The sequence below is a fragment of the Halalkalibacter hemicellulosilyticusJCM 9152 genome (genome assembly GCF_000513115.1).
Taxonomy (GTDB): Bacteria; Bacillota; Bacilli; order Bacillales; family Bacillaceae_D; genus Halalkalibacter; species Halalkalibacter hemicellulosilyticus.
The window spans coordinates 16,858-31,884 of the sequence record NZ_BAUU01000040.1; the positions used below are offsets into that span (position 1 = coordinate 16,858).

Consider the following 15,027-nt stretch of genomic DNA (forward strand, 5'->3'; position numbering starts at 1 on the left):
AAAGCTCACACTATGAAGAAGGTACATATGAGTAGGAAAAGAAGGTGTGTTTGTTGAATAGGAAACTAGTGCGAATAATGGTTTTATTTGGAGTTTTACCACTTGTAGGCTTTGTCTTACTAACTTATTGTGTTGTACAAGGCATAACCGCTTCATTCGATAAACGGATCATGTCATCTATTCGTTCCGCTGAGCACCCGATTGTTACAAAAGGAATGGTTGGACTAAGCTTTATCGGTAACACATGGCCAGTCGTTATCATCTCACTCTTGCTCCTGCTTGTTATTTATAAATTGTACAGAAAACGTGATGAGGTGATCCTATTTATGGTCGTCTCACTAGGTTCAATAGGGTTAAATTTGCTGTTAAAGTATATATTTAAGCGAGAAAGACCATCCATCGACCCTCTTATTATAGAGACAGGCTACAGTTATCCGAGTGGACATTCAATGGCTGCATTGACGCTATACGGGGCTATCACCTTTTTAATTTGGCGACATATCCCAACTTCAATCGGAAGAGCATGCTTAGTTGTAGTTAGCACGGTGATGATTATAGCTATGGGTGCTAGTAGAGTATATCTTGGTGTCCATTATCCAAGTGATGTGGTAGGTGCTTATTTAGTAAGTGGGACTTGGCTCTTTGTTACGATTTGGGTGTACCAATTTCGTAAAGATCGACAGACTTCCTTTAAAATGAAAGCATAACAAGGATTCTCTTCATTTTTGTAGAAATATAGTACAAATCATAGTTGATCAAAGGAAATGAGGGAGAACTAATGGGAAAAGGAACAACATGGCCGAGTGAGAAGAGTACATTTTCAGATCCAATAACAGGAGCCTCCATTACGCAATGGACCGATTACCTTGCACATAGTTATCATTTGTATTTCACGAATAATGGTTGGTATGATGGCGGGTCAAAATTATTAGTTTGTTCTGAACGGGAAAATGCAATCAATCTATATAGTCTGGATACAACAAATGGACAATTAACACAACTGACGGACTTAGATAAAAAGCTTCCAATAGGTATACAAGGAACGTATATCAATCCGCAGAAAGATGAGGCGTATTTTACATATGGAAAGTCGATAGTTGCGATTCATCTAAAGACGTATGAAGAGACCGTCATTTACACAAAGCCAGATGGGTATCAATTTAGTAACCTTAGCTGTACAGCAGATGGTCAAACGCTTTGCTTTGGGCTTTCTGAGGATTTATCGCAATCGATTAGTACGAATTTATCAGGAGGATATGTTGGCTTTGAGGAGACAGAAGCGGCACGACCTCATTGTCAAATTTATTTGCTGACGCTTGCTACAGGTGAAGCGAAAGTCATTCATGAAGAACAACGTTGGATTGGGCATGTGAATGCGTCACCGACACAATCGCATGTGATTAGCTTTTGTCATGAAGGACCGTGGGAGAAGGTCGACCATCGGATTTGGGCGATGAATATTGAGACAGGTGAAGTTTGGAAAATAAGAGACGGAGAGCCGAACCAGTATGCTGGTCATGAGTATTGGCATGCAGATGGTATTCATATTGGTTATCACGGTTTTACTGATTCTCTCGCTCGAAACGATGGCAAATTTCTAGGTTATGCGAAATATGATAATAGTACGTCAGAGGAGTTTGAATTTCCATACCAGAATATGCACATCCATTCCAATGACGCAACCCTTATTGTAGGAGATGGGCAGCAAGCGAGTGCTTATCACGGCGAACGGTATCAGGATTGTATTTTCTTATGGAAGAAAACCGCTGACGGGATGGAAGGACCGCGTGTCTTATGTAAGCATCGCGGGAGCTTTCAAGTTCAGAACGTTCATGTCCATCCTCGTTTGACCCCGGATGGAACGCAAGTACTGTATACGAGTGACCGTACGGGTTACGGCAATGTCTATGTTGTAGATGTTCCTGATTTTTACAACTTGCCGAAAGTAATCGATGGACGACTAGTGAAGGATTAGTGTTTACGATTGTTTGATAGAGGGACTCAGCATTCCTTTTATCAAGCTATTTTTTGTTAGAAATCTCATTCAATCTTAACCTATGTTAATGCACCTTCACCAAGATCCACTTAATATAGACGTAAATCCTTATAAGGGGGCAATTGTCTATGAAGACTTTATTACCACCTCATTTATTTCTCATTTGTTGCTTTGGCATGGTTCTGTTTCGAATGTATGATCCTTATTATTTATGGGTTTCGACACCTTATAATCTAATAGGACTGGTTCTTCTGGCAGCAGGCTTGGTCGTATCTATCATGGGTTCGAGGACCTTTCGCCAACACCGGACTAACATTCATACATTCAAAAAGCCAAACCAATTAGTAGTGGAGGGCTTGTTCAAATATAGTAGAAACCCCATGTATGTAGGCTTTTTGATGGCGTTAGTCGGCCTGTTTGTTGTATTGGGTGCGGTTTCTCCCGCTCTGTTTGTTTTATTGTTTCTAATTGTGACAGACCGATGGTATATTAAGTATGAGGAGAATATATTGAACGAAACGTTTGGAGTAGAATATGAGAGGTATAAGTCTTCAACTAGAAGATGGATTTAACGTTTTGGACTGTTTGGGGTGACGCGATTGAATAAGACCTTATCGCCATTTTTGATCTTACTTGCTGCTATTTTGTGGGGGACAACGGGTACAACTCAAGCATTTGCACCAGAAGCGGCACACCCTATTGCGATTGGCGCAACCCGCTTAGCCGTTGGGGGTGTTTTTTTACTTTTACTAATTGAAGGGCAACTGAATTTGAAGCATTGGTCGATTCGGTCAACATTGCTAGCTGCATTAAGTATGGCTCTTTACCAGCCGTTCTTTTTTTCTGCTGTCCTTATGACGGGAGTCGCTATTGGTACCGTTGTAGCTATAGGTAGCGCCCCAATACTGTCTGGTGTGATCGAATGGGTGTTTAAAAGAAAGCACCCTACTAGAGTTTGGTGGTATGCCACTCTTACGTCCATTGTTGGCTGCTTATTGCTCTTTATGAATCAAGGTTCTATCGATGTTGATACGCTTGGAATCATATTGGCTATTGGTGCAGGATTAACGTTTGCGGTTTTTACCGTTGTTAGTAGCGATTTGGTTGAAAAGCATTCATCCCTATCAGTTATGGCTGTCGTGTTCACCTTGAGTGCCATCTTCTTATCTCCATTCTTATTCATTTATGATATGTCTTGGATAGCTAGTTTTCAAGGTTTTAGTGTAAGTCTTTATCTAGGAGTTGCAGCAACAGGCTTCGCTTATCTCCTTTTTGCAAGAGGATTAGTGTATGTGTCTTCTTCAACTGCCGTAGCACTTTCGTTAGCTGAACCATTAACAGCAACTTTATTAGGTGTATTTTTACTAGGGGAATCCTTACATGCAACTTCATGGAAAGGAATGGTGCTTATTATAGTAGGTATCGGGATGTTAGTAGTATTGGCAAGAAAAAGCGAACATGAGTAGGAAACGTTTCATTTGGAAGAATATTTATCGGATTATTGATTTTTTTACATAACATAACGTGGTAGTTATGACTGTCTAACTCACTTTAAAGGGTTTGGCAGTTTATTTTTTGTTAAGGCATCCTTTATGCTGATAGGGAAGTTGGATTTATGAGTGTATAATTTTTGTTTAGTTGGAATAGATGGTTTTAATTCGAGATTATCCTTATTAAACGCAATGAATCGTAAGTAAAAACAGATAAACCTCACTCTCAGTCAAAAATCTATCCAATAACCTCAATCTGAGACAAGACAAGCATCCAATAATCATTCACAATTTAAGTAATCACCTACATACATAGCGGTGTTGGGCATCTAGATCGAGAGGATGATTGATATTTGAATGAGAGGAGGGGCGTGATTACCCAAAAATGACAACGCTTTCATTGTGTTAGAAGTAAAAATAAATTAACATAGGAGCGATTAGATGAAAAAACGTAAACAGCTATCGGTTTTTATGGTGTTTGTGATGATCTTTTCCTTGTTTTCGACGAGTGGATTAACAGTAACAGCTGCTACAAATGGAGAAGATCGTCTTCATTTAAGCTTTGATTTCGGAACAGAGACAAGCTCTGTTGCTGACGGATTTACAAAGGTTTCTGATTTGAAGGAATATACGAGTGATCAGGGCTATGGGTTTGAAGAAGTAAATGAAGGGAGCGCTGAAGATCAAGGTGACGATTTACGTAGAGATTTCGTTTTAGCGAGTGGTCACACGTTTATGGTGGATTTACCTAATGGTGATTACGATGTTGTCATTATTACGGGATCGAATTGGGATTTTAATACGACGAGCTATCGAATCCAAGGTGGGGAGGACCAAGGTGGATATCCTACAAATGGAGGACATTTTAGGACGTATGAAGATGAAGCAACTGTAACGGATGGCCAACTTACGATTGAGTTTTGGGATGCATGGGCACGTATTAATGCGATTGAAATTACCGAGCAAGGCTCTGATGATCCGCTTGCGTTTAAGTTCGATCTTGGGACAGAGACAAGTCCTATTGCAGAAGGGTATACTAAAGTCTCAGAAACGACGGTCTATGACAGTGACCTCGGATATGGCTTAGATAGCGCAGCTGGATCACGTGACCAAGCGAATAACCTAACAAGAGATTTTGTTAAAGCTGGTGATAATAGCTTTAAAGTTGATATGCCAAATGGCCATTACAAAGTTTTGATCACAACAGGATCAGAGTGGGATGAGAATACGACAAGCTATACTATTCAAGATAGTGAGGTGAAAGGTGGAGAGGTAACGGCTCCAAGACAGTATATCACGTATGATGATAATGTTGAGGTGATAGATGGTCAATTAGTTATTCAATTCTTTGATGATTCACGTATTAACGCGGTGGAAATCATTCCTATTTTAATGATTACGAGCTTAGAGGTCTCTGAGGTAGCTCTTGGACAAGACTCTTACGTTCATTTAACGTGGGATCGTATGGAAGAAGCGCATTCATATGAAGTGTTCCGAAGAGCAGAGGGAGAGAACCGTTTTACATCGATTGGTGAAACAACTGAATTGAGCTTCATAGACGAATCACCAGAACTCGGCTATACGTACACATATGTCGTTACACCTATAACTGATTTGAATGTTGACACGGAGCCAAGTAATGAAGTAACGGTGACGATGGTCGATGATGACGTTTCGGCCCCTAACCGTCCACAAGGTCTAACACTTGGTGATGTGGTAGAAGAGGAAAAGGTGACGTTCTCATGGGATGAAGTAGACGAGGCGGAACGTTATTATGTCTATCGAACGCGCTTTCAACAAGATCAGATTCCTCATGTAGAAGATTCCTATGAGTTCATTGGTATGACGAGTGAGCTTGTGTTTACGGATGAGGATATTTATTCGACGAATCCATATTACTATGCTGTAAAGGCTGTAAATGCTGGTGGAATTTCGGAATCATCAGAAATGATTGTCGCGCAAGAAAGAGAAACAGAGTTCCGAGAAACGCCTGATTATGATTCGTATGATGCTCAAGTTTTCCAAACCGATGATGGTTGGGAAGCGGTTAATGGGGAAGAGGTTGTCTATTCTGGAGATGACATGTATGAAGCGATGCAAGCGGCGGTTGATAGTTTAACACCTGAACGTACAACGCAGGAGAAGGTTGTTGTTCATGGTTCTGGTACGATTCAAGGTGATCAGTCGGTTGAGCTACCGAGTCATACGCTTTTTGAGGTAAATGGAACGATTCATGTAGAAGGGACAGGTGATGGCTTTAGTTATGGATATCAAGATGCGGCAGTACGTGTCATGCACGCTGAGAATGTATCGATTCCCAAATTAAGTGTAACAGGTACTCCGAACTTTGGTATTTTCGTTCGTACATCTGAAAATGTTCACTTAGGTGATATTACTTACGTCTAGATGGTGGATTGGGTATCCGAATTGATAGTCGTGATGATGATAGTGTGTATGGTGTTCGTGATGTCCAAATTGATCACGTTTACGTATCTGGAACGAGCGATCATGGTGTGGAAACGTATGGAGTTGATGGCATTAAGATTGGTGTTGTGACAGCAGTTGATACCGGATATGCTGGCGTGCTGTTAAATGACACAATTAATGCGGAGGTGGATACGGTCTATGGATTTGGCGCAGGAACAGGTACGGGGTATGCAGCGTTCCGGATGGCCAATCGAAATGGGAATATTGATGATGAGTATTCGAAAAATGTTTTTGTTAATGAAGTTGTTGCTCGCGGAGGCGGTAGAGGTATCTTCAGTGTGTCTCGAAGTGGTGGAGCGGTCATTGAACGTGTTGATATTAAGAACACAGGGAACAACGCAATGCTAATTGAAAACAGCTTTAGTATTACAATTAACGGTGGGGTTGTTGAAGGTCCTAGCGGTATTCGGATTGCAGCTCGTGCCGATATGCCGAATACAAGAGATGTTCTGATGCAAGATTTAACGATACGTGATTCTTCTATTCTTGAAAGTCCATGTGGTGAGAACGTCTTCTTTAGAAATATTACGTTAGAGAATAGTACGATGGATGTTTGTCAAGAAGGTGAAGGCCCAGGAGAAGGTGAAGGCCCAGGAGAAGGTGAAGGCCCAGGAGAAGGTGAAGGTCCAGGAGAAGGTGAAGGCCCAGGAGAAGGTGAAGGTCCAGGAGAAGGCGAAGGTGCTAGTAATGGAGATGCATTACCACAAACAGCCACTTCCATGTTTAATTACTTATTAATGGGGATCTTCTTGTTTGTATTTGGAGGCATTCTCTTTATCGGCTACCGTAGACAACATTCGGTTAAGTCACGTTAATTTTTACTAGAATAAGCAAGTAACAATCTAGATGATCCATGTTTCACTAGTGTTTTGCATAGTGAAACATGGATTTTTTAATAGAAGTAAAAGTAGGAGATAAGCACGAAGGTGTAGATGTATTTGGGTGTAGTATCGGCGTTGTGCGTTTTTCCTTTACCAAATGGAACGTCATTCCGTTAAATAGAAGAAATACTCCGTTTATTCGTTCGAGAATGATGAATGTGACCGCGCGGATGGCGCTGGTTCTGTGTACACCACTTTGGTCTTTGTAACAGCGTAAATTAGAAAAGGCTGTTACACAATTTACTCCTATTCTTGATAAACATAGGGAACGATGTAAAATGAAAGTAAGGTATATGATGTACGACAACGAATCAATCATTCAATTGGTTCAGCATTTTATGGTAATCAGTTGTGGTACTATGAGGAGCCGTAAAATTATTACTGTCTAGAGATACTAAAGCAGAGAGGAGAGGACATCATGGAACATCTGATAAAGGTCGCTATTGTGGATGATCAAGCACTTATTAGAGAAGGATTAGCTACGATGATTGACCTTAGAGAGAGGTTTCAGGTCGTCATACAAGCAAAGAATGGGGTCCATCTATTAGACATGATCCATATAGAGAAGGTTGATTTAATTTTGTTAGACATTCAAATGCCAGAAATGGATGGAATGGAGACATTGAAGGCACTAAAGAAGATCGAATGTATGGCTCCTATCATTATGCTAACAACATTTGTCGATGAACAGTACATATTAGAAGCCATGCGACTTGGTGCAGCTGGGTATGTGTTAAAGGATATTGAAATCGACGAGCTTATTTTGTCGATGGAAAGAGTACTAAATGGCCATATGGTCTTTCCTCAATCGGTACAGTTGAAATTGATGGAGCAATTAAGCAGTCAGCATAAGATGAGCGTTAGAATTAAAGAGGAACTTCAAGAGCATGATATATATATAAATGAGAGAGAGGAAGAGATGTTGCAATTAATGGCATTAGGATATTCCAATCAACGTATAGCAGAAGAAATTTATTTATCAATAGGTACAATAAAAAATTACAGCAGTAAGCTTTATGAGAAATTAGGTGTTAAAAACCGTGCCGAACTAGTATCATATTTGCATCAGCTTTTAAACATTTGATGATTATCGATTAGAACTCTTACGTTGTAGGTAATCAGAGAAAGATAAACATTGTCTAGACAGCTTTAACCCTTAAAGATATAGGGCTAGAGCTGTTTTATTTGACCATTAATTTAAACTATACAAATGAGTATGTGGTGGTTCATTAACAGGGGAATTTATTTGAATCTGAAACTGAATCGAATACGTTAACCACAAATAAACATTTTAATTTTTAAAATAATAGTGATACACTAGGATATATAGGTGTATATTTGATCCAGAAATGATGTGGGAATAGGTCGCTCCCTGCTTGTAGGAACGCCTGACATCCTTTCTGTAAATCTTAGGGGATAAGGAAGGTAAAAATGAGCAACAGACAAACGAAGACAGATGTTATCTTAATTGGTGCTGGAATTATGAGTGCAACTTTGGGGTCACTGTTGAAAGAGTTAGCTCCAGATTGGGAGATTACAGTGTTTGAGAGGCTCGAAAGCGCAGGAGAGGAAAGCTCTAATGAATGGAATAATGCTGGTACTGGGCATTCCTCATTATGTGAGCTTAACTATACCGCGGAGAAACAAGATGGATCAGTAGAGATTAGTAAAGCGGTTAAAGTTAATGAAGAGTTTCAAGTGTCGAAGCAGTTTTGGTCTTACCTTGTTAAGAGCAATCTCATTCAAAACCCGCGTGACTTTATTATGCAGCTGCCTCATATGAGTTTTGTTCAAGGGGAACGAAATGTATCATTTTTAAAAAGGCGATTTGAAGCGTTATCAAAGCATCCACTTTTTGAAGGGATGGAATTTTCTGATGATCCTGAGCAGCTGAAAGAGTGGATTCCACTAATGATGAAAGACCGTAAAGTGGATCAACCAATGGCTGCGACAAAAATTGATACCGGGACCGATGTGAATTTTGGTTCGTTAACACGTAAGTTATTTAACCATCTAGAAAGTGAAAACGTTCAAATAAATTATAAACACAGTGTTGATGATATAAAACGGACAGATGACGGTGCTTGGGAATTAAAGGTACGTAATCTGGATACAGGTGTGAGTGAACGCCGTACAGCCAAATTCGTCTTTATCGGAGCTGGTGGAGGAAGTTTACATCTGTTACAAAAATCAGGTATTCCTGAAGGTAAAGGAATCGGTGGATTTCCTGTAAGCGGATTATTTTTAGTTTGTAAGAAGTCAGAGATTGTGGAGCAGCATTATGCGAAGGTTTACGGCAAAGCGCCAGTTGGGGCACCACCGATGTCTGTACCTCATCTTGATACAAGGCTGATTGATAAGAAGGAATCATTGTTCTTTGGGCCGTTTGCCGGTTTTTCGCCGAAGTTTTTAAAGACAGGCTCCTTGTTTGACCTATTTATGTCGATTAAAATGAATAATGTATCGACGATGACATCGGCAGGACTGAAGAATTTCGCATTGACGAAATATTTAATTAATCAAGTGATGCTGTCAAAAGAGCAACGCATGGAAGCATTACGTGAATTTATTCCACATGCTAAGAGCGAGGATTGGGAGCTGCTAGTAGCCGGTCAACGTGTGCAGGTGATTAAGAATACGGATGCTGGAAAAGGGACATTGCAGTTTGGTACGGAAGTGATTCATGATGCTGACGGATCAATTGCGGCCCTACTTGGTGCTTCTCCAGGTGCTTCAACCGCCGTGTCCGTTATGCTCGAAGTTATTGAGAAATGCTTCCCGCAACAAATCAAAGAATGGGAGCCGAAAATAAAAGAAATGATCCCTTCATATGGAGGAACATTAAGTGAACGTATAGAACTGATTCGCGACCTGCGTGATTCAGCAGCTGAGACACTTGAACTAGTGAATAAAGAAGAGGATGCTGATGAAGAAAGACGCATCTTACAGGAGGTATAAGCTGCCAAATGGCAGCTTATGCTTTTTTTGCTGTTCCCTATTTATTTGAGGCAACGGTGATAGTAGTTATTTCTCGCAATAAACGTTAGTATCAATTTAAGGTGTTCCCTATCACCTTAGCTAAAGCTTCTTGAGAGGCTGTTTTTTCAATTATATTGTCAGTGTGTTTTTCTTTATGCATAAGAATTGAAATTGCTTCTTTTGGTAGCTCACTTGCATCAATCATTGCTAATGCCCAACTGCACCAAAAAAGGGTGTTTTCATCCTCTGTTTGTAGGAGTGCGTCTTTTAAAAGAGAGATACTTCCTTTTCCAATTCGGACTAAACTAAGGCTTGCAGCCATTCGTAGCTGCTCGTCTGTACCTTTAAGTTGAATGATTAAATCAGGCACTGCAGAGATAGCATCTTTTCCTATTTCACCTACTACAACGATAGCGATTGTTCTTAACGAAAGGTCATCGTTGCTTCTAATCGTTTCTCTCAAAATAGGAATAGCTTGCTCCCCTTTTGATCCAATGGCTTTCATTGCTTTTATCGTTTCAATTTGATTATTACTTTGTAAAAGTTGCTTTATTTCAGAAAGAGCTAGTTCATGATTGTTTTCCAAGTGTATCAATGCCTCCTTTTCGGTATACTCTAAATTTATTTCATGTTTCATCATAGTAAAATATTCGCCATAAGGATACATTTCTCCTTTGTAACAGAAAAACATCACGATTATGACGTTCAAGATTTGACGCTCGACTGATGGTTAAACCGTGGGCTTTTGTCTCGGAATCTCCTGTGGTATAAAAAAAGAGCACTGAAAAAGTATATATACCAACTTCTTCAGTACCGTTATGAAACATGAGGGTGAGGTTCCACATTGCATAGCAAGATGGTCTCTCCAATGTTTAAATCCATTATTCATAAATTTTAATAGAGCGGCGTTCTCTTATTGTTGTTGCAAGGCTTGAAGGACTATTCACCGTTATGACTCTCCTTTATGTAGTGATATGAACTGAACTAAAATTATTAAAGATAATGACATAAGCTAAGGAAAAGTGGAAGTGAAAAGGTATAAAAAAAGAATGCCTCAAATGAGACATTCTTCTTAATTATTACTTTAATTTCGAATCAAGTAATCAAATGCACCTAATGATGCATTCGCTCCTGAGCCCATTGAAATGATGATTTGGTTATAAGGATTATCTGTACAATCACCAGCAGCGAACAAGCCCGGTACGGATGTGCCATTATGCTTATCGATGACAATTTCACCAATACGGTTTCGTTCCACCTCAGAGCCTAACCACTCAGTGTTAGGGACTAGACCGATTTGAACAAATACACCTTGCAATTCAATATGCTTCACTTCTTCTGTATCGCGCTCAATATAGGAGATTCCATTCACATTGTCTGTACCAGTAATCTCTTTTGTTTGAACGTTCTTGAGAACCGTTACGTTTGGAAGGCTATATAGACGTTTTTGTAGCACCTCGTCTGCTTTCAGCTCTGGCATAAATTCAAGCACTGTCACATGCTTCACGATACCGGCTAGGTCAATCGCAGCTTCAATACCAGAGTTACCACCACCAATAACGGCAACATCTTTCCCTTCGAATAAAGGTCCATCACAATGTGGGCAATAGGCGACACCTTTGTTCTTGAACTCTTGTTCACCAGGAACACCGACGTTACGCCAACGAGCACCTGTTGAAATGATGACAGTCTTACTCTTAAGGGTAGCACCATTTTCAAGCTCAAGCTCGAATAAGCCGTTCTTTTCTAGCTTGCTTGCGCGTTGTAGGTTCATAATGTCAATGTCATACTCTTTCACGTGCTCTTCAAGGCTTGCAGCAAGCTTAGGCCCCTCAGTTTTCTTCACGCTAATGAAGTTCTCGATGCTCATCGTATCAAGACTTGTCCGCCGAAGCGCTCTGCTACAATTCCTGTACGAATGCCTTTACGTGCTGCGTAAATAGCAGCGCTAGCGCCAGCAGGACCACCGCCAACAACAAGAACATCAAATGGCTCCTTTTTAGAAAGCTCAGCTGCATCGACACCAGATCCCATTTTTGCAAGAATCTCCTCAAGGGTCATACGACCGCCACCGAAGAATTCCCCTTCTAGATGAATCGAAGGAACCGACATGACGTTTTTGCTCTCAACCTCATCCTTGAACGCAGCACCATCAATCATTGTGTGCGTAATATTTGGGTTGAGAACACTCATCATATTCAAGGCTTGGACAACATCTGGACAGTTATGGCAGCTTAGGCTGACATATGTTTCAAAGTTGTACTCCCCTTCGATTTTTTTAATTTGATCAATAACACTTTGATCAACCTTTGGTGGTCTTCCACTCACTTGTAAAAGTGCAAGCACTAGCGAAGTGAATTCATGTCCTAAAGGGATTCCAGCAAACGTTACGCCTGTATCTTCACCAACACGGTTGACACTGAAGCTTGGTGTTCGCTTTAATTCAGTCTTTGAGACGCTAATTTTCGATGACATGTCAGCTAGCTCTTCTACGAAAGCAAGCATTTCCTTGGATATGTCATCAGATCCTGCACTTACCTTAAGGAGGATATCACCTTCTAATAGTTGAAGGTATTGATCTAACTGTTGCTTAATTTCTGTTTCAAGTCCCATTTCTTGCTCTCCCTTAAATCTTTCCTACAAGGTCAAGACTTGGCTTAAGTGTTTCAGAGCCTTCTTCCCATTTAGCTGGGCAAACTTCACCTGGGTTATTACGCACATATTGCGCTGCTTTGATTTTATTAACAAGAATACTTGCGTCACGACCGATACCACCAGCGTTGATTTCAACCGCTTGAATCACACCATCTGGGTCAATAATGAATGTACCACGATCTGCAAGACCTGCTTCTTCATCTAGAACCTCGAAGTTACGAGAGATCTTTTGAGAAGGGTCACCGATCATTGTGTAAGTAATTTTGCCAATGGCTTCTGAGCTATCATGCCAAGCTTTATGTGTGAAGTGAGTATCTGTTGATACAGAGTATACTTCTACACCAAGATCTTTTAATGCTGCATATTCGTTTTGAAGATCCTCAAGCTCAGTTGGGCATACGAAAGTGAAATCTGCAGGATAGAAGCAGAAAATGCTCCATTGACCTTTTAAATCTTCGTTTGTGACCTCAATAAAATCACCATTTTTGTAGGCTTGTGCTTTGAATGGTTGTACTTCAGTTCCGATTAAAGACATATTAACATCTTCCTCCTAATAGATAATGATTGAAAGAATTACTAACTAAACGATTTGTTTAGTAATAATAATTCTAATTGAGAATAGTGTAACAAATAGTATAGGCTCTTTGTCAAGTGATAACCTATAAACTTGATGTTAGGGCATGTAGTAAAACGTGTTGGTTTTCATAAAACTAAGTTGAAGAAGGTAGTTTATAGAAGCTGGTTGTAGAGAAGGTTATAACAAAGAAAATGTCATTCCATTACCTATAATGATTTACATTTGTAACAATTGTAAGTGTGCTACAAATGATATCAATTTATACGTCCTTTTTATGAATGTGTCGATAATGTGTCATTTAATCAGTGGTATATCGGAGTCATTATCATAATGATAAAAATGGGCAGAAAACAGTCATTAGAAGAGAGAGTCAATGCGTGTAATAGAAGTATCATTCTTTCTCATTGAAAGCGTGATAAATGATAATTTTACTTAGCTATATCAAATAACTCCACTTTGTAATCTCCAGAAATTGTATGTGGGTGTGTGTTTCTTTGGTTTGCTCTTATGAAAAAGCGTCGATGTCGAGGGCACTGAAAAAGTACGCTTTTCACTTTTTCAGTGCCCTCTCGATGTCGTCTTTTTAGTTTAACATGAAATCGTTCAACAACAGGTGAGCTGGTGGTTTATGCATCTTGAACGGAGAAAGATCAGCAAGCAGAAGCAATGAAAAATTAGAGGAAAAGGAGTTCGGCCAGTTGAGGCGAATTTTTGCACAAACTTCTTCGCTGGTTGTATGGATACTTGAAAGTTTGATTTGTGATTTATTCTTGTTCCTTAAAGGTAGAACATACACTTGGCAAGCGATATTTCGTTCATGAATGATCGCTTGCCAAGTTGTGTATGTGGCTATGCTACTCTTCGCTTAAAGTATAGTTCACTCTTCCAACTAGATGGGTCGTTTCTTCTCGAACAGATTGAAGATATTTAGTGAATTCTTCTCTATTATCCTCTGGGCTTTCAAATTGACCTAGTTGTCCCCACATCATTTGGACGGTGGCCATGTTATCGTACAACTGAATGTCGAGTAAAGACTGCGGAGCCGGAATCAGGACATTCGGTGAACCGAGCGTTTTGAACTCTTCTAACAAGGTTGGTAGTGCTTCATGATCGTATAGCTCATGCTTTGCAATAGAATCAAGGTCATTTAATGTTGGTGCAATTAAATAGACGATTTGAATAATCGAGCGCTCTAAATTTGTTGCTTCGTCCCAAGTACGATATTCATTAAGGTCTGTCCCTAATAGCTGAGCGGGAGGGTTGTTAATAAAGAACTGATAGGCTTCTTCTATTACTTCTTCCTCAAGCTTGTAAGCCTCTGCGGCTAATATGTCGATCATCGTATCACTATAATTCGTAATATGAATGACATTTTCGTCGTAACTACTAATAATGCTTCTGATCGGATTGTCATCTAGTTGAAAATAAATTCTGCCATCTTCATCGATAAATTCATCGACGATTTCAAATTCAGTATGAACGTGAGGAATATTCCCTTCATCATTGAATGGAGATTCAATTGGAACTGTCGGAATGCGGAATTCTCCTTTCATTTCTTTTTGTATGTCTTCCCTTTTAATCTGATCTTCAACTGCTAGATCGTCCTTGGCGTCCACCGTTACTGCTGGTGTGTTACGCTCCTCCGTTTCTTCAGTTTGTTCCTGTTGTCTCTCTTCACTACATGCAATTAAAAAGCACGTTATAGCTAGCATGATGATTTTCTTCATAAAAAAATCTACCTTTCATCATTAGCCTTGCATTAAGTTTTATTAATTTTGTCAAGTAGTTTCAAGTAGAAAATTATGGTTTTAAAACAAAAAAAAACTCCTTATAATTAGGTTTGGTAGTTCTGTCCAAATCCCAATTAAAAGGAGCCTTCCCATGGACAAGAATACCATAAAATCTACAATAAATGAACTACTAAAAGTCATTGATGAACGTACTTTTTCCAACCTGATCAAC

General features: G+C 39.8%; 11 protein-coding genes and 1 pseudogene. 8 read left to right on the forward strand and 4 right to left on the reverse strand.

Annotated elements, in window-relative coordinates; genetic code table 11:
- The first annotated feature begins 53 nt into the window (after positions 1-53).
- The 8 genes from JCM9152_RS18745 (at position 54) to JCM9152_RS18775 (ending at position 9,812) form a co-directional block, all read left to right on the forward strand.
- On the forward strand, positions 54-707 hold the full coding sequence (locus JCM9152_RS18745) for a phosphatase PAP2 family protein (protein ID WP_035346912.1): 654 nt from the start codon (positions 54-56) through the stop codon (positions 705-707).
- Positions 708-778: 71 nt separating this feature from the next.
- Entirely contained in the window at positions 779-1,975 is a 1,197-nt protein-coding gene (locus JCM9152_RS18750) for an oligogalacturonate lyase family protein (RefSeq protein ID WP_035346913.1), read from the forward strand.
- A gap of 149 nt (positions 1,976-2,124) precedes the next feature.
- On the forward strand, positions 2,125-2,568 hold the full coding sequence (locus JCM9152_RS18755) for a methyltransferase family protein (RefSeq protein ID WP_035346914.1): 444 nt from the start codon (positions 2,125-2,127) through the stop codon (positions 2,566-2,568).
- Positions 2,569-2,595: 27 nt separating this feature from the next.
- Positions 2,596-3,462 carry an EamA family transporter gene (locus JCM9152_RS18760; RefSeq protein ID WP_035346915.1) on the forward strand — a complete coding sequence of 289 codons (867 nt, stop codon included), beginning with the start codon at positions 2,596-2,598 and terminating at the stop codon, positions 3,460-3,462.
- Positions 3,463-3,927: 465 nt separating this feature from the next.
- The gene (locus JCM9152_RS22445; RefSeq protein ID WP_052016156.1) at positions 3,928-5,892 is read left to right on the forward strand and encodes a fibronectin type III domain-containing protein; all 1,965 of its coding nucleotides are present in this window, start codon (positions 3,928-3,930) and stop codon (positions 5,890-5,892) included.
- A gap of 8 nt (positions 5,893-5,900) precedes the next feature.
- The gene (locus JCM9152_RS22450; protein ID WP_052016157.1) at positions 5,901-6,788 is read left to right on the forward strand and encodes an LPxTATN C-terminal sorting signal domain; all 888 of its coding nucleotides are present in this window, start codon (positions 5,901-5,903) and stop codon (positions 6,786-6,788) included.
- A gap of 484 nt (positions 6,789-7,272) precedes the next feature.
- Positions 7,273-7,938: a response regulator transcription factor gene (locus JCM9152_RS18770; RefSeq protein ID WP_035346916.1), complete on the forward strand. Its 666-nt coding sequence runs from the start codon at positions 7,273-7,275 to the stop codon at positions 7,936-7,938.
- 347 nt (positions 7,939-8,285) lie between these two features.
- Positions 8,286-9,812 (forward strand): malate:quinone oxidoreductase, encoded by a 1,527-nt coding sequence (locus tag JCM9152_RS18775; RefSeq protein WP_035346921.1) that lies wholly within the window; start codon positions 8,286-8,288, stop codon positions 9,810-9,812.
- A gap of 91 nt (positions 9,813-9,903) precedes the next feature.
- On the opposite strand, the gene JCM9152_RS18780 is transcribed toward JCM9152_RS18775, so the two are convergent.
- The 4 genes and pseudogenes from JCM9152_RS18780 to JCM9152_RS18795 form a co-directional block, all read right to left on the reverse strand.
- Entirely contained in the window at positions 9,904-10,419 is a 516-nt protein-coding gene (locus JCM9152_RS18780) for a HEAT repeat domain-containing protein (protein ID WP_148296547.1), read from the reverse strand.
- Between the two features lie 498 nt (positions 10,420-10,917).
- Positions 10,918-12,446: pseudogene (gene ahpF / locus JCM9152_RS18785) on the reverse strand (alkyl hydroperoxide reductase subunit F).
- 13 nt (positions 12,447-12,459) lie between these two features.
- Positions 12,460-13,023: an alkyl hydroperoxide reductase subunit C gene (gene ahpC / locus JCM9152_RS18790; protein WP_035346923.1), complete on the reverse strand. Its 564-nt coding sequence runs from the start codon at positions 13,021-13,023 to the stop codon at positions 12,460-12,462.
- A gap of 896 nt (positions 13,024-13,919) precedes the next feature.
- Positions 13,920-14,792, reverse strand: a complete 873-nt coding sequence (locus JCM9152_RS18795; protein ID WP_035346924.1) for a hypothetical protein — start codon at positions 14,790-14,792, stop codon at positions 13,920-13,922.
- Positions 14,793-15,027: the final 235 nt, after the last annotated feature.